The organism is Paraburkholderia sp. 35.1 (assembly GCF_050436525.1).
Taxonomy (GTDB): domain Bacteria; phylum Pseudomonadota; class Gammaproteobacteria; order Burkholderiales; family Burkholderiaceae; genus Paraburkholderia; species Paraburkholderia tuberum.
In genome coordinates this window covers 261,290-282,604 of record NZ_JBNDMJ010000003.1, presented here as the reverse complement: position 1 = coordinate 282,604, position 21,315 = coordinate 261,290, and the positions used below count along the sequence as shown (strand labels likewise).

At 66.0% G+C, this 21,315-nt stretch carries 16 protein-coding genes; 7 read left to right on the top strand and 9 right to left on the bottom strand.

Annotated elements, in window-relative coordinates; translation table 11 throughout:
• Window positions 1–55: 55 nt before the first annotated feature.
• Window positions 56–1,363, bottom strand: coding sequence for a lysophospholipid transporter LplT (gene lplT, locus OKW27_RS21275; protein ID WP_429334776.1), 1,308 nt, complete (start codon window positions 1,361–1,363; stop codon window positions 56–58).
• Between the two features lie 218 nt (window positions 1,364–1,581).
• On the opposite strand from lplT, the gene alr reads away from it, so the two are divergent.
• The 3 genes from alr to OKW27_RS21260 all read left to right on the top strand — a co-directional run bounded on the left by alr (window position 1,582) and on the right by OKW27_RS21260 (window position 4,464).
• Window positions 1,582–2,652 carry an alanine racemase gene (alr, locus tag OKW27_RS21270; RefSeq protein ID WP_090800619.1) on the top strand — a complete coding sequence of 357 codons (1,071 nt, stop codon included), beginning with the start codon at window positions 1,582–1,584 and terminating at the stop codon, window positions 2,650–2,652.
• Between the two features lie 3 nt (window positions 2,653–2,655).
• Window positions 2,656–4,032, top strand: coding sequence for a DNA repair protein RadA (radA, locus tag OKW27_RS21265; protein WP_184056927.1), 1,377 nt, complete (start codon window positions 2,656–2,658; stop codon window positions 4,030–4,032).
• A 153-nt stretch (window positions 4,033–4,185) separates the two neighbouring features.
• Window positions 4,186–4,464: a DUF2866 domain-containing protein gene (locus OKW27_RS21260; protein WP_090800615.1), complete on the top strand. Its 279-nt coding sequence runs from the start codon at window positions 4,186–4,188 to the stop codon at window positions 4,462–4,464.
• A 70-nt stretch (window positions 4,465–4,534) separates the two neighbouring features.
• Here OKW27_RS21260 and OKW27_RS21255 read toward each other — a convergent pair whose 3' ends face one another.
• Together OKW27_RS21255 and OKW27_RS21250 are read right to left on the bottom strand one after the other, a co-directional pair.
• Window positions 4,535–5,590, bottom strand: coding sequence for a CaiB/BaiF CoA transferase family protein (locus OKW27_RS21255; protein WP_090800614.1), 1,056 nt, complete (start codon window positions 5,588–5,590; stop codon window positions 4,535–4,537).
• Between the two features lie 108 nt (window positions 5,591–5,698).
• Window positions 5,699–7,654 (bottom strand): ATP-binding cassette domain-containing protein, encoded by a 1,956-nt coding sequence (locus tag OKW27_RS21250; RefSeq protein WP_429334775.1) that lies wholly within the window; start codon window positions 7,652–7,654, stop codon window positions 5,699–5,701.
• A 166-nt stretch (window positions 7,655–7,820) separates the two neighbouring features.
• Here OKW27_RS21250 and OKW27_RS21245 point away from each other — a divergent pair, with 166 nt between their 5' ends.
• A complete protein-coding gene (locus tag OKW27_RS21245) occupies window positions 7,821–8,300 on the top strand; it encodes a glutathione peroxidase (protein WP_090800611.1) in 480 nt (159 codons plus the stop codon).
• Window positions 8,301–8,310: 10 nt separating this feature from the next.
• Here OKW27_RS21245 and cls read toward each other — a convergent pair whose 3' ends face one another.
• The 6 genes from cls to dapC form a co-directional block, all read right to left on the bottom strand.
• Window positions 8,311–9,798 (bottom strand): cardiolipin synthase, encoded by a 1,488-nt coding sequence (gene cls, locus OKW27_RS21240; protein WP_090800609.1) that lies wholly within the window; start codon window positions 9,796–9,798, stop codon window positions 8,311–8,313.
• Between the two features lie 201 nt (window positions 9,799–9,999).
• Window positions 10,000–10,884: a 50S ribosomal protein L3 N(5)-glutamine methyltransferase gene (gene prmB, locus OKW27_RS21235; protein ID WP_090800608.1), complete on the bottom strand. Its 885-nt coding sequence runs from the start codon at window positions 10,882–10,884 to the stop codon at window positions 10,000–10,002.
• 14 nt (window positions 10,885–10,898) lie between these two features.
• The gene (gene dapE / locus OKW27_RS21230) at window positions 10,899–12,038 is read right to left on the bottom strand and encodes a succinyl-diaminopimelate desuccinylase (protein WP_090800606.1); all 1,140 of its coding nucleotides are present in this window, start codon (window positions 12,036–12,038) and stop codon (window positions 10,899–10,901) included.
• Between the two features lie 142 nt (window positions 12,039–12,180).
• Window positions 12,181–12,546, bottom strand: a complete 366-nt coding sequence (locus OKW27_RS21225; RefSeq protein ID WP_090800605.1) for an ArsC family reductase — start codon at window positions 12,544–12,546, stop codon at window positions 12,181–12,183.
• Window positions 12,546–13,373: a 2,3,4,5-tetrahydropyridine-2,6-dicarboxylate N-succinyltransferase gene (dapD, locus tag OKW27_RS21220; protein ID WP_184066209.1), complete on the bottom strand. Its 828-nt coding sequence runs from the start codon at window positions 13,371–13,373 to the stop codon at window positions 12,546–12,548. Before dapD ends, OKW27_RS21225 begins: the two co-directional genes overlap by 1 nt.
• Before the next feature lie 73 nt (window positions 13,374–13,446).
• Window positions 13,447–14,667 carry a succinyldiaminopimelate transaminase gene (gene dapC / locus OKW27_RS21215; protein ID WP_429334774.1) on the bottom strand — a complete coding sequence of 407 codons (1,221 nt, stop codon included), beginning with the start codon at window positions 14,665–14,667 and terminating at the stop codon, window positions 13,447–13,449.
• 304 nt (window positions 14,668–14,971) lie between these two features.
• Between dapC and OKW27_RS21210 the strand changes: the two genes are divergently transcribed.
• The 3 genes from OKW27_RS21210 (at window position 14,972) to OKW27_RS21200 (ending at window position 21,166) form a co-directional block, all read left to right on the top strand.
• The gene (locus tag OKW27_RS21210; protein ID WP_429334773.1) at window positions 14,972–16,033 is read left to right on the top strand and encodes a DMT family transporter; all 1,062 of its coding nucleotides are present in this window, start codon (window positions 14,972–14,974) and stop codon (window positions 16,031–16,033) included.
• 184 nt (window positions 16,034–16,217) lie between these two features.
• Window positions 16,218–19,736 (top strand): chromosome segregation protein SMC, encoded by a 3,519-nt coding sequence (gene smc / locus OKW27_RS21205; RefSeq protein WP_429334772.1) that lies wholly within the window; start codon window positions 16,218–16,220, stop codon window positions 19,734–19,736.
• 113 nt (window positions 19,737–19,849) lie between these two features.
• Window positions 19,850–21,166 (top strand): cell division protein ZipA C-terminal FtsZ-binding domain-containing protein, encoded by a 1,317-nt coding sequence (locus OKW27_RS21200; RefSeq protein WP_090800599.1) that lies wholly within the window; start codon window positions 19,850–19,852, stop codon window positions 21,164–21,166.
• The last annotated feature ends 149 nt before the right edge of the window (window positions 21,167–21,315 follow it).

Genomic DNA, 21,315 nt, shown 5'->3' with positions numbered 1-21,315 from the left:
GCGAGGAAGAAGGGGGGCGCGCTCGTGTGTGCCGCGGCCGGCCCGGCGCAGCCGATCAGTGCTTGGCTTCGCCGATCAGCGCGACCGAATCGAAGGCGCGCTGGTTCGCCTGATGGCGTCGCATCACGAGCCACATCATCAGGCAGACGAAGGTGCCGAACAGAACGATCACGACGGTGACCGGCACGTCGAGCCACACGAGCACCGCGTACAGGCACAGCATCACGAGCACGGACAGATTCTCGTTGAAGTTCTGCACGGCGATCGAATGGCCCGCCGACAGCAGCACGTGCCCGCGATGCTGCAGCAGCGCATTCATCGGCACGACGAAAAAGCCCGACAGGCCGCCCACGAACATCAGGAAGATATACGCGAAAATCAGATAGCCCGACACGTGCATGCGGCCAAAATACACGCCCCAATGCGGGGGAAACAGATCGCGCGTGTAGAACGCCATCAGCATCACGGAGATACCCATCATGATGCCGACCGGCAAGACCGACAGCGACTTCTTCAACGGCACACGCGAAGCCGCGAAAATCGCGCCGAACGCGACGCCAACCGCGACCACCGCCTGCAGGATCGCCGCCTCGGACAGCGACATGCCCAGCGACACTTCGGCCCACTTCAGCACAATGAATTGCAGCGTCGCGCCCGCACCCCAGAACAGCGTCGTCACGGCGAGTGAAATCTGTCCGAGCTTGTCACGCCACAGCACGAGAAAGCAGTCGGCGAAATCGGTGATCAGGCGGATCGGCCCGTGCTCCTGTCGCGGATAGCGCGCGCCGGTGTCGGGAATGCGCAGATTGAACAGCGCGGCGATCACGTAAATGGCCATGATCACGACCATCGCGGCTTCCGCGGGCGTGTTCACGGTGGGGATGTGCCATTTGAGAATCGGCGCGGCGATATGCGGGCTGATCAGCGCGCCGCCGAGCACCGTGCCGAGAATGATCGAGCCGACCGTGGTGCCTTCGATCCAGCCGTTCGCGGCAACGAGCCGGTCAGGCGGCAACAGTTCGGTGAGAATGCCGTATTTGGCGGGCGAGTAGGCCGCCGCGCCGAAGCCGACGATGCCGTACGCAATCAGCGGATGCGCGCCGACCAGCATCGTTATGCAGCCAACCACCTTGATCGTATTGGTGATGAACATCACGCGTCCTTTCGGACGGGAGTCGGCGAATGCGCCCACGAAGGCGGCAAGAACGACGTACGACAGCACAAAAAACAGCTTGAGCAGCGGCGTCATCCAGTTCGGAGCGTGAAGATCTTTCAGCAGAGCGATAGCAGCGATCAGAAGCGCATTGTCGGCCAGCGACGAAAAAAACTGCGCGGCCATGATGGTGTAAAAACCTTTTTTCATCTGATGCGATGCTGTCCTCGCTGCGGTCTGTCCGCCCCGGCCGTTTGTCATGTGTCCGGGCTTATGCCGATCGAAATGGGTTGTGCGCACGGCTTTATATCATGAAAATAGCTGAATTCGGACTAGCAGAATTCTTGATCGCACCGCCCAGCGGGCCGCCGAGCGCTGAAAACGCCCTGTAAGCCGCTGATTCGCAAGTGTCTTTACGAAAAAATCCCATGCCGCGCCCCCTTTCCGCCACGATTCATACCGCTGCTCTCGCCAATAACCTCGCTGTCGCGCGGCGCTATGCGCCGAAATCGAAAATCTGGGCCGTCGTCAAGGCTAATGCCTACGGGCATGGCCTCGCGCGCGTGTTTCCCGGTTTGCGCGCTACGGACGGCTTTGGGCTGCTGGACCTCGAAGAAGCGGTGAAGTTGCGTGAATTGGGCTGGGCGGGTCCAATTCTTCTGCTGGAAGGCTTTTTTCGGCCGACCGATATCGACGTAATCGACCGCTACAGTTTGACCACGGCGCTGCATTCGGACGAGCAGCTGCGCATGCTCGAAATGGCGCGTCTGTCGAAACCGGTCAATATTCAGTTGAAGATGAACACCGGCATGAACCGGCTCGGCTACACGGTCGAAAAATTCCGTGCCGCGTGGGAACGTGCGCGCGCCTGTCAGGGCGTCGGCCAGATCACGTTGATGACGCATTTTTCCGATGCCGATGCCGAGCGCGGCATCGCGCATCAGATGGAGGCGTTCGAGCGTGGCGCGCAGGGCATCGCCGGTGCCCGCAGTCTGTCGAATTCGGCTGCGACGCTGTGGCATCCGGAAGCGCATTTCGACTGGGTGCGTCCGGGCATCATCCTGTACGGTGCGTCGCCGTCCGGCGTGACGGCCGCGATCGACGGCACGGGCCTGCAGCCCGCGATGACGCTCGCGTCGGAACTGATCGCCGTGCAGACGCTCGGCGAAGGCAGCTCGGTCGGCTATGGGTCGAGGTTCACTGCGCGCGGTCCGATGCGCATCGGCGTGGTCGCGTGCGGTTACGCGGACGGCTATCCGCGCGTCGCGCCGGAAGGCACACCGGTGATCGTCGATGGCGTGCGCACACGGGTCGTTGGACGTGTGTCGATGGACATGCTGACCGTCGACCTGACCCCGGTGCCGACCGCCAACGTCGGCTCGCGCGTGGAATTGTGGGGCACCGGGCTGCCCATCGACGACGTCGCGCAGGCCTGCGGCACGATCGGCTACGAGCTGATGTGCGCGGTCGCGCCGCGTGTGCCGGTTCGGGCGGAGTAACGCGTGGCGAAAGCGAAGACGTTGTACATCTGCGGGGAATGCGGCGGACAGTCGCCGAAGTGGTCCGGTCAATGCCCGTCCTGCCAGACGTGGAACACGCTCGTCGAATCGGTCGCGGAGGCGCCGTCCGGTCACCGTTTCCAGTCGCTCGCGAAGAGCACGCCGGTACGGCGCCTCGCCGACATCGACGCGTCGGACGTGCCGCGCTTTTCCACCGGCGTCAGCGAATTCGACCGCGTGCTCGGCGGCGGCCTCGTGCCGGGCGGCGTGGTGCTGATCGGCGGCGATCCGGGCATCGGTAAATCGACGCTGTTGTTGCAATCGCTCGCGGAAATCGCGGCGGACAAACGCGCGCTCTATATCAGCGGTGAAGAATCTGGCGCGCAGATCGCGTTGCGCGCGCAACGGCTGGCGTTGCTCGAACCCGGCTCGAAGGCAAGCGAGTTGCAATTGCTCGCGGAAATCCAGCTCGAAAAAATTCAGGCGACGATCACGGAGCAACGGCCTGAAGTCGCCGTGATCGATTCGATCCAGACCGTCTATTCGGATGCTTTGACATCGGCGCCGGGCTCGGTCGCGCAGGTGCGCGAGTGCGCGGCGCAACTCACGCGCATCGCCAAGCAGTCGGGCACGACGATCATCATGGTCGGGCACGTGACGAAAGAGGGCGCGCTCGCAGGTCCGCGCGTGCTCGAACATATCGTCGATACGGTGCTGTATTTCGAGGGGGATACGCACTCGTCGTACCGTCTCGTGCGCGCGATCAAGAACCGTTTCGGCGCGGTCAACGAACTCGGCGTGTTCGCGATGACCGAGCGTGGTTTGCGCGGCGTCGCGAATCCGTCGGCATTGTTTTTATCGCAGCACGAGCAGTCGGTGCCGGGCTCATGTGTGCTCGTCACGCAGGAAGGCACGCGGCCGTTGCTCGTCGAAGTGCAGGCGCTCGTCGATGCGGCCAACGCGCCGAATCCGCGACGCCTTGCGGTCGGCCTCGAACAGAACCGGCTCGCGATGCTGCTCGCGGTGCTGCATCGGCACGCGGGCATCGCCTGTTTCGATCAGGACGTGTTCCTGAACGCGGTGGGCGGGGTGAAGATCTCCGAGCCCGCCGCCGACCTCGCCGTATTGCTCGCGATCCATTCGTCGATGCGCAACAAGCCGCTGCCGAAGGGGCTCGTCGTATTCGGCGAAGTGGGCCTCGCCGGCGAAATCCGGCCGTCGCCGCGCGGTCAGGAGCGCCTGAAGGAAGCAGCCAAGCTCGGCTTCTCGGTGGCGGTGATTCCGAAGGCCAATGCGCCGAAACAGCCAATCGAAGGCTTACAGGTCGTTGCGGTCGAACGGATCGAACAGGCCATCGACCGCGTCCGCACGCTCGAATAGACGGGGGCCGGGACGGCTCGCCAGTACTTTGTACGCTTGCGGTACCGTAATGCCCGGTAAATATCTTCATATTGGCTGTAACCTGGTCGCCATACCTTTTTTCTAAGCTGTAAGGATATGCATCCCGTCTGATGCTCGAAAAAGGATCGCGCCTTGAAACAGTCTCGTGAAACCGCTGCCCACCATAACATCCAGGTGCGCGGCTGCCGGGTCTCCGCCCCGATTCATCAGCCGTGGGGCGGCGCTTGCCGGATCGTCGAGTGGATCGACACCGCGGGTCAGATCTCGCGGCGGGTGGTGGCCGAAGACGTAACGGCCGCCGAAGTGCGTGCCACGATCAGCCGCCATGTGGAAGGCCGCAAGCACCTGCTGTACGACGACGAAAAGTCGCCTCGGCAAACGCTGCCGAGGCAGACGCCGACGCGGCGTTGACGGCGGCGGGTTTTTCGATTGACCGGGCCTTGATCTTCATTGCGCCCGCGTCGCGGCTTCGCCACGCGCATTAGGCCTCGTCGTCGTGTGAGTCGGCGGCGCTCGCGGCCACCGCCGCATACGCGTGCGGATTGAACAGCGGATGCTGCGCCGCTTCAGCGGGCGTCAGCACCGGCGACACGCAGCAATCGAGCGATTCCAGCGATTCCACCCATTCGCCGAGCGTGCGCGTCGCGATCAGATTGGCGACTTCCTGAATGAGTGCCACGGCATCGGGACCGCCGATCGCCTGACCCAGGCTCCAGTGACGCGTCGCCCATTCCGGCCGATCGAGCGCCATGCACAGCGTTTCCCAGAACTTCAATTCGAGCGCGCCGACCGCGAGCCAGCGTTCATCGCTGGTGCGGTAGAGGTTGTAGCAGGGCACGCCGCCGTTCAACAGACCACTGCCCGCGGCGGGCGCCGCACCTTCGTTGACGAGCGACACCTGCGCGACGAAGTTGTGCGCATAGCTCGTGTGCGTCATCGATACATCGACGAAGCGGCCCGCGCCGCCTCGCGCGACATGCCAGAGCGCCGCGAGAATTTGCGTGACCGCGCTCAATGCGCCGCCGAGCAGATCGGCGATCTGGAAGTTCGGCAGGATCGGCGCACCGTCGCGGTTCGCCAGTTGATCGAGCACGCCTGCATAGCCGATGTAATTCAGATCGTGGCCGGCATGGTCCGCGAACGGACCGCTCGCGCCATATCCGCTGATCGCGCAAAAGACGAGCCGCGGATTGGCTGCGCTGAGCGTCGCGTAGCCGAGGCCGAGCCGCTCCATCACGCCGGGCCGGAAGCTCTCGATCAGCACGTCGGCTTCAGCCGCGAGTGCGCGCAGCACCTGGCGTCCTGCTTCGGACTTGAGGTCGAGGCGCGTCTCGCGCTTGCCGCGATTGACCATCCGGTAAAACGCGCCGGGTCGGCCCGCGACACGATCGCTCGACGACTGCATCATCGTGCGAGTCGGGTCGCCCGCGCCGGGCGCCTCGATCTTCAGCACATCGGCGCCGAGCTCGGCGAGGCGCAGCGCGGCCACCGGACCCGGCAGCAGACGCGTGAGGTCGAGCACGCGCAGTCCTTGCAACGGCGGCGCATCGGCTGCCGATGCAGCTACGGATTCTGGGGCCGATAACCCGGACGATGAATTCGCAAATGACAAGGCCAAGCTCCCGTGGATGCCGGCGCGGTGCCGCTAGCCGATCTGTTCGAGTTCCTCGTGCGTCTCGAGCCATTCGGCTTCGAGCGTGTCGAGGCGCGCGTTCACGTCTGCCTGACGGCGGATCGCCTCCGTCAGCTTGCTCTTCTGCTCCGGTTCGTAACTCGCGGGATCGGCGACGAATGTATCGAGCGTCGCTTTCTCCGCGTTGAGTGCGTCCATTTCCCTTTCGATCTTCGCGATGCGGCTTTGCAGCGGCTTCTTCAGATGCGCGAGCTTCTGCCGCGTTTCCGCTTCGAGGCGGCGCTGTTCCTTGCGATTGACGTTGCTGTCGCCACTTGCCGCGCCGTTGGACGCTGCGTCCGACGCACTGGAAGCATTGGCCTTCAGCGCGGCGCGCTGCTCGGCCGCATGCTGCAGCAGCCAGTCGCGGTAGTCGTCGAGATCGCCGTCGAATTCCTGCAGACGATGCTTCGCGACCAGCATGAACTGATCGGTCGTCGCGCGCAGCAGATGCCGGTCGTGCGAGACCAGGATCAGCGTGCCTTCGAATTGCGCGAGCGCCATCGTCAGCGCGTGGCGCGTTTCGAGGTCGAGGTGGTTGGTCGGCTCGTCGAGCAGCAGCAGGTTCGGCTTTTGCCAGATGATCAGCGCGAGCGCGAGGCGTGCCTTCTCGCCGCCCGAGAACGGCGCGATCTTCGCGGTCGCCATGTCGCCGGAAAAGTTGAAGCTGCCGAGGAAGTCGCGCAGCTCCTGCTCGCGCGTATCGGGCGCGAGACGCGCGAGGTGCTGCAACGGGGTGTCGTCCGGACGCAGCGTTTCGAGCTGATGCTGCGCGAAGTAGCCGATGCGCAGACCCTTGCCTTCGCGTACGTGGCCGCTCAACGGTTCGAGCGTGCCCGCGAGCGTCTTGATCAGCGTCGACTTGCCCTGGCCGTTCGCGCCGAGCAGGCCGATGCGCTGACCATTCTGGATCGACAGCATCACGCGCTCGACGATCGGAGTCTCGCTGCCGTCTTCGGCATGGTAGCCGCAGCGCACGTCTTCCATCACCATCATCGGATTCGGCGCGGAGTCGGGAGTGCGGAACTCGAACGTGAACGGCGACCCGACGTGCGCGGGCGCGATCAGCTCCATCTTCTCGAGCGCTTTCACCCGGCTTTGCGCTTGACGCGCCTTGGTGGCCTGCGCCTTGAAGCGGTTGATGTAGCTCTGCAGATGCGCGACCGTGCGCTGCTGCTTTTCGTACGCGCTCTGTTGCAGCGCGATCTGCTGCGCGCGCAGCACTTCGAATTGCGAGTAGTTGCCGCCGTAGCGTTTGATCTGCTGGTTCTCGAGATGCAGCGTGACGTTGCAGACGGAATCGAGAAACTCGCGGTCGTGCGAGATCACGATCAGCGTGCCCGCATAGCGATTCAGCCAATCTTCCAGCCAGACGATCGCGTCGAGGTCGAGGTGGTTGGTCGGTTCGTCGAGCAGCAGCAGATCGGAGCGGCACATCAGCGCCTGCGCCAGATTCAGGCGCATGCGCCAGCCGCCCGAGAAGCTGCTGACCGGCTCGCGGGTCTGGTCGAGCGTGAAGCCGAGGCCGAGCAGCAACGCTTCGGCGCGAGCCGGCGCGGTGTAGCCGTCGGCGTCGGCGAACGCGGCGTGCGCTTCGGCTTCTGCCGCGCCGTCGTGCGCCGCGGAGGCCGAAGCGATGCGCGCTTCGATGTCGCGCAGCGCGGCGTCGCCGTCTAGCGTGTAGGCGAGGGCGGTTTTGTCGACGGCGGGCGTTTCCTGCGCGACGTGCGCGATGCGCCAGGTCGGCGGGATCGAGAAATCGCCGCCGTCCGCGTGCAGCTCGCCGAGCAGCACGGCGAACAGCGTCGACTTGCCCGCGCCGTTCGCTCCGACGAGGCCGGCTTTTTCACCGGGGTTCAAGGTGAATGTGGTGTTGTCGAAAAGCGGCTTGGTGCCGCGCGCGAGGCTGAACTGATTGAAGCGGATCACGACGTGGCCGGCTGAAGAAAACCGCTATTTTAGACTGCCCGGCGCGTTGCCGGGCGCGCGGCGCCGATTGCCGGTCTGTCACTTCGCGCGCAGCGCTCATCGGCCATCCGGCCGACTGTATCGGCAGCGCTTTTGGCATAGACTGACGGCTTTCACGGGAGGGCACATGACATCGATCTTTTCGTTTTCGGCACGCACGCTCGGCGGCGAGGAAGCGAGTCTCGCGCAGTACGAAGGCAAGGTGATGCTGATCGTCAATACCGCGAGCGAATGCGGGTTCACGCCGCAATACGCGGGCTTGCAGAAACTGTATGACGCGTACGCGGCGCGCGGGCTCGCGGTGCTCGGTTTTCCGTGCAACCAGTTCGGCAAGCAGGAGCCGGGCGACGCCGCGCAGATCGGCAGCTTCTGCGAGAAGAACTACGGCGTGACGTTTCCGATGTTCGACAAGATCGACGTGAACGGCCCGAACGCGCACCCGCTGTTCCGCTATCTGACGATCGAGGCGCCGGGACTGCTCGGTCTCGAGGCGATCAAGTGGAATTTCACGAAGTTTCTGATCGGCCGCGACGGCAACGTCGTCAAGCGCTATGCGCCGCTGACCAAGCCCGAGGCGATCACCGGGGATATCGAAGCGCTGCTGTAAGCGGGCACGCCTACAGGATCGGCGAAAAGAGCCGCGCGACGTGCATCAGCATGCGTCGCAGCGCGTTCGACTTGCGGTACTCGTCGCCGTCGATTTCGCGCGACTCGGCAAAGTCGTCGAGCAGCATCGTCTCGACTTCGAGCGCGAAGCCGCGGTCGACGGTCAGCACCATGATCTCGAAGTTCAGGCGAAACGAGCGGTTGTCGAGATTGGCGCTGCCGATCGCGGCCGCGCTGCTGTCGATCAGCACGACCTTCTGATGCAGGAAGCCCGGCTGATAGCGGAAGATGCGAATGCCCGCGCGCAGCGAGTCGTACGCATAGAGCTTCGACGCCGCGAACACCACGAGGTGATCGCGCCGGCTCGGAATCAGGATGCGCACGTCGACGCCGCGCAGCGCAGCGAGGCGCAACGCAGCGAATACGGCTTCGTCGGGGACGAGGTAGGGCGTCGTGATCCAGATGCGTTCACGTGCCGCGTTGATTGCTTCAACGAAAAACAGCGAGCAGGTCTCCTGCTTGTCGGCCGGGCCGCTCGGCAGCACGAGGCAGTGCATGTTGTTCGCGGCGCGCTCGTTGGCGCCGTGGTCGCCGGGCTGGTCGAAGGATGGGGTCACGGAATCCGCGGCCGGCGCGTCGAACTTGGGCAACTGCTGCGTGGCCCAGTACCAGTCCTCGATGAAGACGAACTGGATGCTTGCAACCGCCGGACCACGCACTTCGATGTGCGTATCGCGCCACGGCGACAGCGGCGGCTTCGCGCCCAGATATTCGACCCCGACGTTATGACCGCCGACAAACGCGCGCTCGCCGTCGACCGCCACGATCTTGCGGTGATTGCGGAAATTCAGTTGCAGACGGTTGACGAAGAGGCGGTTCGTGGCGAACGGCTGCATCTCGATGCCGGCGGCGCGCAGCGCCGCGACGTAGCGGTGCGGCAGATCGAAGCTGCCGATACTGTCATACAGGAAGTAGACCCGCACGCCCTGTTTGGCTTTGGCGATCAGCGCGTCCTTCAGCATGTCGCCGAGCGCGTCGTCGCGCACGATGAAGAATTGCACGATCACATAGCGGCGCGCGTTCTCGATCGCCTCGAAGATCGCCTCGAAAGTCGCCGTGCCGTTGACCAGCGTGCGCACGGTATTGCCGGGCAGGAACGGCATGCCGCCGAGGCGCGTCAGCGACTGCACGAGCCGCGAGCCGAGCTGCTGCGTCGGCACCCCGGCCGACGACGCCTGCGTGTCCCACACCTGCGGATGCGCGCGCGTGCGCAGCAGCTCGTTCTCGACGCGGCGCGCGTCCGCGTAGCCGGCGAACTTGCTGCGGCCAAGGAACAGGTAGGGTATGAGCGTCAGATAAGGCATCGCGACCAGCGACACGGCCCACGCGATCGCCCCTTGCGAGGTGCGGGTATGGAGAATCGCGTGAGCGGCCGCGATGATGCCGAGAATGTGGGCAACAGCAACCAGCGTGCCGACGTGAAGCAGGTCGAATGACATAAGCTCGCGAACAGTTGGCGAAGCGCCGTGGTTCAGGAAACGGAGGCGGGCACGGGCTCGCTCCGTGGTCTGCGGCGAACGCGTCGGGCAACGGGCTCAGGCTGCGGTTGCGGGCAAGGCCACGCGCTGTCGCGGCGATTGCTCGTGACCCTGCCTGAGAAACGCGCTTGAAACGACGATCAAACGGTCAGCATGCCGGACTCAGACCGGCAAGTCGCTGGCCTGGATCAGAAACACGTTGTCGTCGCCGGCGCTGGTCGACAGCCACACGAGGTCGAGACCGCCGAACGCGGCTTCGACGTGCTCGCGTTCGTTGCCGATCTCGATGACGAGCACGCCGTCTTCGGTCAGCCAGTTGCGCGCGTCGGCAATGATCCGGCGCACGATGTCCATGCCGTCGGCGCCACCGGCGAGCGCCATCTCCGGCTCGTGCTTGTATTCGGCCGGCAGCTCCTGCATCGACGTGGCGTTCACGTACGGCGGATTGCTGATGATCACATCGTAGCGGCGCTCGGCGAGCGGCGCATACAGATCGCCTTCGAACAGCGCGATGCGCTCGTCGAGGTGGTAGTCCAGCACATTGCGCGTCGCGACTTCGAGCGCGGGCGCGGACAGATCGACCGCGTCGACGTCGGCGTTCGGGAACGCGTGCGCGGCGAGGATCGCGAGGCACCCGGAGCCGGTGCACAGTTCGAGCACCGCGCCGACCTGCTCGGGGTCCTCGACGTACGGCTGCAGGCCGTCCTGCAGCAGCTCGCCGATGAACGAGCGCGGCACGATCACACGCTCGTCGACGTAAAAGCGATAGCCGTGCATCCACGCTTCCTGCGTGATGTACGCGGCCGGCACGCGTTCGGCGGCGCGTCGCTCGATCACTTTCAGCACCGCCTCGATTTCGGCCGTGGTCAGGCGCGCGTCGAGAAACGGTTCGAGCAGGTCGAGCGGCAAATGCAGCGTGTGCAGGATCAGATAGGCGGCTTCGTCGTAGGCATTGGCCGAGCCGTGGCCGAACGACAGTTTGGCCTCGCTAAAACGCGACACTGCATAACGCAGCAGGTCGCGGACGGTGCAAAAAGGAAGCGTCATCGCAAAGTTCCAGGTTACGCGATCAGTTGTTCGAGCACGCGGCGATACACGTTCTTCAGCGGCTCGATATGGGCGACTTCGATATGTTCGTCGATCTTGTGGATGCTCGCGTTCAGCGGACCGAACTCGATCACCTGCTTGCAGATGCGCGCGATGAAGCGGCCGTCCGAGGTGCCGCCGGTGGTCGACAGTTCGGTGTCCACGCCGGTTTCGTCCTTGATCGCCTGCGCGAGCGCGCTCGACAGCTCGCCGCTCGGGGTGAGAAATGGCAGGCCGCTCACGGTCCATTGCAGTTCGTATTCGAGGCCGTGTTTGTCGAGAATCGCATGCACGCGCTTTTGCAGTCCTTCGACGGTGCTCGCGGTCGAGAAGCGGAAGTTGAACATCACGTCCGCGTGGCCGGGGATCACGTTGGTCGCGCCGGCGCCGCTGTGGAGGTTCGACACCTGCCAGGTGGTCGGCGGGAAATATTCGTTGCCTTCGTCCCAGCGCTCGGCCACGAGTTCGGCGAGCGCTGGCGCCAGCAGGTGCACCGGATTCTTCGCCAGATGCGGGTAGGCGATATGGCCCTGCACGCCCTTGACGATCAGCTTGCCCGACATCGAGCCGCGCCGGCCGTTCTTGACCATGTCGCCGAAACGCTCGCTCGAGGTCGGCTCGCCGACGATGCAGTAGTCCATGCGCTCACCGCGCTGCTGCAATGCTTCGACGACCTTGACGGTGCCGTCGGTGGCGGGGCCTTCCTCGTCGCTCGTGATCAGGAATGCGATCGAGCCGCGGTGCGCGGGGTGCGCGGCGACGAACTCCTCGCTCGCGACGACGAAGCCGGCGATCGACGCCTTCATGTCCGCCGCGCCGCGGCCGTACAGCTTGCCGTCGCGGTGGGTCGGCTCGAACGGCGCCGAGCGCCACTGTTCGAGCGGGCCGGTCGGTACCACGTCGGTGTGGCCGGCGAACGCGAGCAGCTTGCCTTGCGTGCCGTCGACGCCGCGTTTGACGGCCCACAGGTTGGTCACGCCGTTGGATTCGATCGTCTCGTGCTCGAAGCCGAGCGCGGCGAGGCGCTCGATCAGGAGACGTTGGCAATGCTGATCGTCGGGCGTGACGGACGCGCGCGCGATCAGTTGTTCGGTAAGGGCGAGGGTGCCGGACATGGATTCAGTACAAGCCACTTTTGAAATGAAAAAATGCCGGCTCGCGGTGAGGCACCGCAGCCGGCAACAGCCTTTGAACGACGCGGCGCGAGGCCGCGCGTTCGACTACCTCGTGCTCGAGCCTGGCGCTTCAGCGCCGCGCTCAGACAAACAGCGCCGCGTACTCGTCCGCCGAAAAGCCGAGCGACTTCACCCGCCCGTTCACGACCAGCACCGGCCGCTTGATCACCGACGGCTTGTGGATCATCAGCGCGATCGCGCCCGGCTGCGTTTCCGCGGCCGCCTTCATGTCGTCGGACAGAGCGCGCCACGTCGTGCCGCGGCGGTTCAGCAGCGCCTCGAGCTTGACGTCCTTGAGCCAGTCCTGCACGAGCGGCTCGGTCACGCCGGCCTTCTTGAAGTCGTGGAACTCGAACTCGACGCCGTGCTCTTCGAGCCACACACGGGCCTTCTTCACGGTGTCGCAGTTCGGAATGCCGTAGACGACGGTTTTGGTGCCGCGCGCCATCAATCGCCTCGCAGCAACTCGTTCAGGCCGACCTTCGCGCGCGTCTTCGCGTCGACCTTCTTGACGATGACCGCGCAGTACAGGCTGTGCGTGCCGTCCTTCGACGGCAGGTTGCCCGCCACCACGACCGATCCCGCCGGAATGCGGCCGTACGTGACCGCGCCGGTTTCGCGGTCGTAAATCCTGGTGCTCTGGCCGAGGTACACGCCCATCGAGATCACCGAGTTTTCCTCGACGATCACGCCTTCGACGACTTCCGAGCGCGCGCCGATGAAGCAGTTGTCTTCGATGATGACCGGGTTGGCCTGCAGCGGCTCCAGCACGCCGCCGATGCCGACGCCGCCCGACAGGTGCACGTTCTTGCCGATCTGTGCGCACGAGCCGACGGTGGCCCACGTGTCGACCATCGTGCCTTCGTCGACGTACGCGCCGATGTTGGTGTACGACGGCATCAGCACGACGTTCTTCGCGATGAACGAGCCGCGGCGCGCGATCGCGGGCGGCACCACGCGGAAGCCGCCGGCGGCGAAGTCTTCAGCGGTGTAGTTCGCGAACTTCGACGGCACCTTGTCGTAGAACTGGCTGTAGCCGCCGGCCGGCATCGGCGCGTTGTCTTCCAGACGGAACGACAGCAGCACGGCCTTCTTCAGCCACTGGTTGACGACCCAGTCGCCGTCCTTCTTTTCGGCGACGCGCAGCGCGCCCTTATCGAGTTGCTCGATCGCGTGGGCGACGGCTTCGCGCACTTCTGCCGGCGCGGCCTTCGGCGACAGTTCGGCGCGATTGTCCCAGGCGGTATCGATGATGCTCTGAAGTTGTTGCGACATATGCGTGATTATCTGAAGGGTTGAAGTCTGAAGAAGGGGATGCCGTGTAGCTCGAGCGAGGCTCAGGCTGCACTCAGTTGACACTGAGCGAGCGGCAGAATTCGACGATCCGCTGCGCGCCCGCCGTGCATTCGTCGACGTCGGCGACGAGCGCGAGGCGCACGAAATTGCGGCCGGGGTTCACGCCGTGCGCGGTGCGCGCGAGGAACGAGCCCGGCAGAACCGTCACATTATAGTCGGCGTAGAGGCGCTGGGCGAACTCGGTGTCCGTGAGGCCGGTGCGCTCGACGTTGGCCCACAGGTAGAACGCGGCGTCGGGCAGCCGCACGTCGAGCACGTCGGCGAGCATCGGCGTGACGGTCGCGAACTTCCGCAGGTACTTCGCGCGGTTCTCGCGCACGTGTGTCTCGTCGCTCCATGCGACCACGCTCGCGCTCTGGAACACGGTCGAGAGCGCCGTGCCGTGGTACGTGCGGTACAGCAGGAACGCCTTGAGAATCGCGGCGTCGCCGGCGACGAAGCCCGAGCGCATGCCCGGCACGTTCGAGCGCTTCGACAGGCTCGACAGCATCACGAGGCGCTCGAAACCGCGTCCGAGCTTGTGCGCCGCTTCCAGTCCGCCGAGCGGCGGCTTCGACTCGTCGAAATAGATTTCCGAGTAGCACTCGTCCGACGCGATCACGAAGCCGTAGCGGTCCGATAGCGCGAACAGCTCGCGCCAGTCGTCGAGCGTGAGCACGGCTCCGGTCGGGTTGCCCGGCGAGCAGACGTACAGCAGTTGCGTGCGGGCCCAGACGTCGGCGGGCACCGCCGAGTAGTCGCACGCGAAGTTGCGCGCCGGGTCGCTGTTGACGAAGTACGGCTGCGCGCCGCCGAGCAGCGCCGCGCCTTCGTAGATTTGGTAGAACGGGTTCGGACAGAGTACGATCGCAGGCTCGCCGTCAGCATCGCGGCGCGGATTGAGCACCGTCTGCGCGAGCGCGAACAGCGCCTCGCGCGAGCCCGCCACCGGCAGCACCTCGGTCAGCGGATCGAGCGGCGGCAGGTCGTAGCGTTGCGCGATCCATTTCGCGATCGACTCGCGCAGCGGCGCCGAGCCGAGCGTGGCCGGGTACGCGGCGAGGGCGCCGAGCGAATCGATGACGGCGTCGCGGATCAGCGGCGGGGTTGGATGTTTCGGCTCGCCGATGCCGAAGCTGATGTGCGCAAGGCCGGCCGGCGGCGTGACGTCCTTGAAAAGCAGGCGCAGCTTTTCGAACGGATAGGGCTGAAGGGAGTCGAGTAGCGGATTCACGGACGAAATGGCCTGATCGGGATGGACGCGGACGAATGGCGGGACAACCGGACACGCGCGCCGGCGGGCGGCGGCGAACGGACGATTATAGCGTGGCGCGCCCGCGGACCAGGCGGGAGCCTGGCGCGCGGCGCGGGAGCAATCCGCGAGGCGGCACAACCGGGGCGCCGCGGCGGGAACGGCGCGAATCCGCCCCGGTTCGCGTAAAAGAATACGCAGGAGCAGCAATGTACGCAGCAGTTCAGGAGACGGCCGGCTGGACCCTCATACGACCCGCCCACGACGCCCGTCGGAGTCCCGCCCCATGACCAACTGGCTTCGCAACGGCTGGCCGACGCTCGCGATCATGCTGGGCGCGTCGGTCTGGGGGATGGTCTGGTATCCGCTGCGGATGCTGGCCGCGCTCGGGGTGACCGGCACCGCCGCGAGCGCGCTCACGAGCGGCACCGGCTGCCTGTTCGTGCTGCTCGTGCGGAATGGCGCGCTGAAGACCGTGCGGTGGCACTGGCTGCTGCCGGCGCTCGCGCTCGCCGCGGGCGTCACGAATCTCGGCTTCGTGTGGGGCGCGATCCACGGTCAGGTGATGCGCGTGCTGCTGCTGTTCTATCTGACGCCCGCGTGGACCGCGCTGTTCGCGCATTTCATCCTGCACGAGCGGCTCACGTGGTCGGGCGCGGCGCTGGCCGCGCTGTCGCTCGCGGGCGCGATGACGATGCTATGGTCGCCGCGTCTCGGCATTCCGGTACCCGGCAATCCCGCCGAATGGGCCGGGCTCGCCGGCGGCATGGGCTTCGCGATGAGCAACGTGCTGATCCTGAAGACGAGCCGCGTGCTGCCGGACATGAAGCCCGAAATGCGCACCGCGGTGATCTTCGGCGGCGCGGCGCTGTTCGGCGCGCTCGCGTCGCTGTTCGAGCCGATGCCCGCGCCGCCCGTCGGCGCGCATCTGGGCACGGCGGCGCTGCTGGTGCTCGGTCTCGGTCTGCTGCTCGCGTCGAACAACATGCTCGTGCAATACGGGCTCGCGCGCGTGCGGGCCAATCGCGCGTCGATCATCATGCTGTTCGAACTCGTCGTGACGGCGCTGTCGGCGTGGCTGTTCGCCGGCGAAGTACCGGGCCCGCGCGAATGGGCCGGCGGCGCGTGCATCGTGCTCGCGTCGGCCTTGTCGAGCTGGGTGCATCGGACGAAATTGGCGCCGCCCGATCCCGCCATCGGGGACACGGAGGGGCCCGGCGGCGACGATGGACGCGGTGGTCAATGCGGTAGCAAACGCGGCGACCATCGCGGTGACGAACACGGCCCTGACGGCGACAGTGACGACCGCCGAAAGGGCGGTAAGAATCGTCCACGCGCGATGGTATGATTCCCCCTCATTAGCCGGCGCATGCGTACCTGTGCGTGCCTCAGATATGCATGAGCGCATGCAGCCGGCAACCAAATTGCGAAGGCTCGCGAGGTTGCGCGGGGCCGTCCCGCTACGGCGGTGAACGACTGGCGCAACCTCGCGAGCCACCTATCATTCTCTCTTTTCAAACAGCGAAATCGCCGTGCGGCTCACCTCGATCAAACTCGCTGGTTTCAAATCCTTCGTCGATCCCACGCATTTCCAGGTCCCAGGCCAGTTGGTTGGCGTGGTCGGTCCGAACGGGTGCGGCAAATCCAACATCATCGACGCCGTGCGCTGGGTGCTCGGCGAATCGCGCGCCTCTGAATTGCGCGGCGAGTCGATGCAGGACGTGATCTTCAACGGCTCGACCGCCCGCAAGCCCGGCAGCCGCGCGAGCGTCGAACTCGTGTTCGACAACGCGGACGGCCGCGCCGCCGGCCAGTGGGGCCAGTATGCGGAGATCGCCGTGAAGCGCGTGCTGACGCGCGACGGCACGTCGAGCTACTACATCAACAATCTGCCGGCGCGGCGCCGCGACATCCAGGACATCTTCCTCGGCACCGGCCTCGGGCCGCGTGCGTACGCGATCATCGGGCAGGGCATGATCGCGCGGCTGATCGAGGCGAAGCCCGAAGAGCTGCGCGTGTTCCTCGAAGAAGCCGCCGGCGTGTCGAAGTACAAGGAGCGCCGCCGCGAGACCGAAAACCGTCTGCACGACACGCGCGAGAACCTGACGCGCGTCGAGGACATCGTCCGCGAGCTCGGCACGAATCTCGAGAAGCTCGAGGGGCAGGCGGTCGTCGCGACCCGTTATCGCGAGCTGCAAAGCGACGGCGAGGAAAAGCAGCGTCTGCTGTGGTTGCTGCGCAAGAACGAGGCGGCCGGCGAGCAGCAGCGCCAGCAACGCGCGATCGAGCAGGCGCAGATCGACCTCGAGGCGCAAACCGCGAAGCTGCGCGAAGTCGAGGCGGAACTCGAAACGCTGCGCGTCGCGCACTATTCGGCGAGCGACGCGATGCAAGGCGCGCAGGGCGCGCTGTACGAGGCGAACGCGGAAGTGAGCCGGCTGGAAGCCGAGATCCGCTTCATCGTCGAATCGCGCAACCGCGTGCAGGCGCAGATCGCCGCGCTGACCGCGCAGCGCGAGCAGTGGCAATCGCAGGCCGACAAGGCGCAGGACGATATCGCCGACGCTGAAGAGCAACTGGCCGTCGCTGAAGAAAAAGCCGTGCTCGCCGAACAGGACGCCGCCGCGAAGCACGATGCGCTGCCCGCCCTCGAAGCGCGCTGGCGCGACGCTCAGGCGGAGCTGAACACCGAGCGCGGCGGCATCGCGCAGACCGAGCAGGCGCTGAAGCTCGAAGCCGCGCATCAGCGCAATGCCGATCAGCAGTTGCAGCAGCTGCAGCAGCGCCATGAGCGGCTGAAATCGGAAGAGGGTGGCCTCGACGCGCCCGACGAGGCGCAACTCGAGGAATTGCGCATGCAGCTCGCCGAGCACGAGGAAATCCTTCACGACGCGCAGAGCCGCCTCGCCGACGCGCAGGAAACACTGCCGCGGCTCGACGGTGAACGCCGCGCCGCGCAGGAGCGCGTGCAGGCCGAAAGCGCGCAGATCCATCAGCTCGACGCGCGCCTCGCCGCGCTCAGGCAGTTGCAGGAAAACGTTCAGACCGAAGGCAAGATCCAGCCGTGGCTCGACAAGCACGAGCTGGGCAGCCTGCCGCGTTTGTGGAAGAAACTGCATGTCGAGGCCGGTTGGGAAACCGCGCTCGAAGCGGTGCTGCGCGAGCGCCTCGCCGCGCTCGAAGTGTCGAATCTCGACTGGGTCAAGGCGTTCGCAACCGACGCGCCACCGGCCAAGCTCGCGTTCTACGCGCCGCCCGCGGCTGGTCAGCCTGCCCCGGCGGCGGGCGCGCTGCGCTCGCTGCTGTCGCTCGTGCGCATCGAGGACGCGGGTATCCGCGCGGTGCTGACCGACTGGCTCGGCCTCGCGTTCGTCGCCGACGATCTGCAGCAGGCGCTTTCGATGCGCGCGCAGCTGCCCGAGGGCGGCGCGTTCGTCGTCAAGGCGGGGCACGTGGTCACGCGCGTCGGCGTACAGCTGTATGCGGCCGATTCCGAACAGGCCGGCATGCTCGCGCGTCAGCAGGAAATCGAAAACCTCGGCCGCCAGGTGCGCGCACAGGCATTGCTCGCCGACGAGGCGAAGGCCGCCGCGATCCGCGCCGAAGCCGCGCACACGCAAGCCGCGCAGGCGCTCGCCGAGCTGCGCCAGCAGGCCGAACGCGCGACGCAGCGGGTGCACGCGTTGCAGATGGACGTGCTGAGGCTCACCCAGGCACACGAACGCTACACGCAGCGCAGCACGCAGATTCGCGAGGAACTCGAAGAGATCGCCGCGCAGATCGACGAGCAGCGGGCGCTGCGCGCCGAGTCGGAAGCGAACTTCGAGCGTCACGACGGCGAGCTCGCCGAACTGCAGGCGCGCTTCGAAGATCACCAGCTCGCGTTCGAAGCGCTCGACGAAGAACTGACGACCGCCCGCGGCGAAGCACGCGAGCTCGACCGCGCCGCCACCGACGCGCGCTTCGCCGCGCGCAACATGGCGAACCGCATCGACGAATTGAAGCGCAGCATCCAGGTCGCGCACGAGCAGAGCGAGCGCGTCGCGGGCGCGCTCGAAGACGCGCGCGCCGAACTGGAAACGATCAACGAGCAGACCGCGCACACCGGGCTGCAGGACGCGCTCGACATCCGCGCCGTGAAAGAAGAGGCGCTGCGCGCCGCGCGCGTCGAGCTCGACGACCTGACCGCGAAGCTGCGCTCGGCCGACGAAACGCGCCTCACCGCCGAGCGCGCCCTGCAGCCGCTGCGCGACCGCATCAACGAATTGCAGTTGAAGGAGCAGGCCGCGCGCATCAGCGGCGAGCAGTTCGTCGAGCAGCTGGCCGCGGCCGGTGTCGATGAAGCCGAACTGCAAGCCAAGCTGACGGCGGACATGAAGCCGTCGTACCTGCAGGGCGAGGTCACGCGCATCAACAACGCGATCGCCGCGCTCGGGCCGGTTAACATGGCCGCGCTCGACGAGCTGAAGGCCGCGACCGAGCGCAAAAGCTTCCTCGATTCGCAGTCGGCCGACCTGACGAGCGCGATCGAAACGCTCGAAGACGCGATTCGCAAGATCGACGCCGAAACGCGCACGCTGCTGCAAAGCACGTTCGACGAAGTGAACCGCCATTTCGGCGAGCTGTTCCCGCGTCTCTTTGGCGGCGGCCAGGCGAAGCTGATCATGACCGGCGACGAAATTCTCGACGCCGGCGTGCAGGTGATGGCGCAACCGCCGGGCAAGAAGAATTCGACGATTCACCTGCTGTCGGGCGGCGAGAAAGCGCTGACCGCGACCGCGCTCGTGTTCGCGATGTTCCAGCTGAATCCCGCGCCGTTCTGTCTGCTCGACGAAGTGGACGCACCGCTCGACGACGCCAACACCGAGCGTTTCGCGAATCTGGTACGGGCGATGTCCGACAAAACCCAGTTCCTGTTCATTTCGCACAACAAGATCGCGATGGAGATGGCGCAGCAGCTGATCGGCGTGACGATGCAGGAGCAGGGCGTCTCGCGGATCGTCGCGGTCGACATGGAAACGGCGGCGGGTTTCGCCCAGAATATCGTTTGAGTTAACGCCTTCGCGGGCATCCGCATCCAGCGCAGCGGCCTCGATGAGCGCCGCGCGGTACGTGGAGCGGACGACAGGCCCGCGCGGATAGAAGAATTGCTGATGGAGCATGCATGGACGAGTTGACACTCGGTTTGATCGGCGCGGGTGCCGTGGTGGTGGGGGGCGTGGTCGTGTACAACGCGTGGCAGGGCGCGAAGGTGCGCCGCAAGATGCCGCGGCCGATGCCGGCCGACACTGCCGAGAACTTTGCGCGGGACGAGCATGAGGAGCAGAGCCCGTTCATCGAGCCGGCCCGGCCGACCGCGCGGCGCGAGCCGAGCGTGAGCGCCGAGGCGGCCGCGGACCGGACCGCGGCGCGCGTCGAGCCGACGTTCGGCGCGGGCGCCGCACCGCTCGATACACCGGCCGATATCCAGGCCGAGATGACGTCGCCGAACGGTTATCCAGCGGCGGACGCCGATACCGTGGGCGAAGGCGAACCTGCGGCGGCGCCGGGCGCGCACGCGAAGCGGCCCACCGCCGAAGCGCCCGCGGCCCAGCCCGCGTCCGCCGGGCACGAGCGGGTCGAACCGATCCTGCCGGCCGCCACGACGATTTCGTCGGCGCCGCCCGCGATCGTCGATCGACGCATCGACTGTATCGTGCCGATCCGGCTGAACGGCCCCGTGGCCGGCGACAAGGTGCTTCCGCTTGCGCAGCGCTTGCGTCGGGCGGGCAGCAAGCCCGTGCACATCGAAGGCAAACCCGAAGGCGGCGGCGCGTGGGAGCTGCTGCAGAACGGCACGCGCTATGAAGAGCTGCGCGCGGCCGCTCAGCTCGCGAACCGTAGCGGCGCGCTGAACGAGCTCGAATTTTCCGAGTTCGTGACCGGCGTACAGCAGTTCGCCGATGCGCTCGACGCGGCGCCGGAATTCCCCGACATGCTCGAAACCGTCGCGATGGCGCGCGAGCTCGACGGCTTTGCCGCCCAGTGCGACGCGCAGTTGTCGATCAACGTGCTGTCGGACGGCGCGCCGTGGTCGGCCAACTACGTGCAGGCGGTCGCATCGCAGGACGGTCTGCTGCTGTCGCGCGACGGCACGCGCTTCGTCAAGCTCGACTCGCGGCAAAGCCCGGTGTTCATGCTGCAGTTCGGCGACACCAACTTCCTGCGCGACGACCTCACGTACAAAGGCGGCGAGATGATCACGCTGGTGCTCGACGTGCCGGTCGCCGACGAAGACATCCTGCCGTTCCGGCTGATGTGCGATTACGCGAAGTCGCTGGCCGAGCGCATCGGCGGACGCGTGGTCGACGACGGTCGCCGCCCGCTGCCGGAAAGCGCGCTGCTCGCGATCGAAAAACAGTTGATGACGCTGTACGCGAAGCTCGAACAGGCGGGTATTCCGGCGGGTTCGCCGGCCACGCGGCGCCTGTTCAGCCAGTAAGCCTTTTGCAGCGTTCTACGCGTTTTGACGACGGCCGCACGATGTGCGGCCGTCGTCGTTTCCGGCTTGCGTCGTAGCGCGGCCCGCCCCGATTCAGCGATGTAAAGGGGCACGCTTCCTGCGATAATCCGATGTCCGACTTTCTTCTC

Bases quoted from the DNA above. Each gene is read 5' to 3' on its own strand.
- OKW27_RS21200 (WP_090800599.1), top strand. From the start codon at position 19,850: ATGGACGAGTTGACACTCGGTTTGATCGGCGCGGGTGCCGTGGTGGTG.
- lplT (WP_429334776.1), bottom strand. From the start codon at position 1,363: ATGAAAAAAGGTTTTTACACCATCATGGCCGCGCAGTTTTTTTCGTCG.
- OKW27_RS21210 (WP_429334773.1), top strand. From the start codon at position 14,972: ATGACCAACTGGCTTCGCAACGGCTGGCCGACGCTCGCGATCATGCTG.
- dapD (WP_184066209.1), bottom strand. From the start codon at position 13,373: ATGTCGCAACAACTTCAGAGCATCATCGATACCGCCTGGGACAATCGC.
- OKW27_RS21225 (WP_090800605.1), bottom strand. From the start codon at position 12,546: ATGGCGCGCGGCACCAAAACCGTCGTCTACGGCATTCCGAACTGCGAC.
- alr (WP_090800619.1), top strand. From the start codon at position 1,582: ATGCCGCGCCCCCTTTCCGCCACGATTCATACCGCTGCTCTCGCCAAT.
- OKW27_RS21245 (WP_090800611.1), top strand. From the start codon at position 7,821: ATGACATCGATCTTTTCGTTTTCGGCACGCACGCTCGGCGGCGAGGAA.
- prmB (WP_090800608.1), bottom strand. From the start codon at position 10,884: ATGACGCTTCCTTTTTGCACCGTCCGCGACCTGCTGCGTTATGCAGTG.
- dapE (WP_090800606.1), bottom strand. From the start codon at position 12,038: ATGTCCGGCACCCTCGCCCTTACCGAACAACTGATCGCGCGCGCGTCC.
- cls (WP_090800609.1), bottom strand. From the start codon at position 9,798: ATGTCATTCGACCTGCTTCACGTCGGCACGCTGGTTGCTGTTGCCCAC.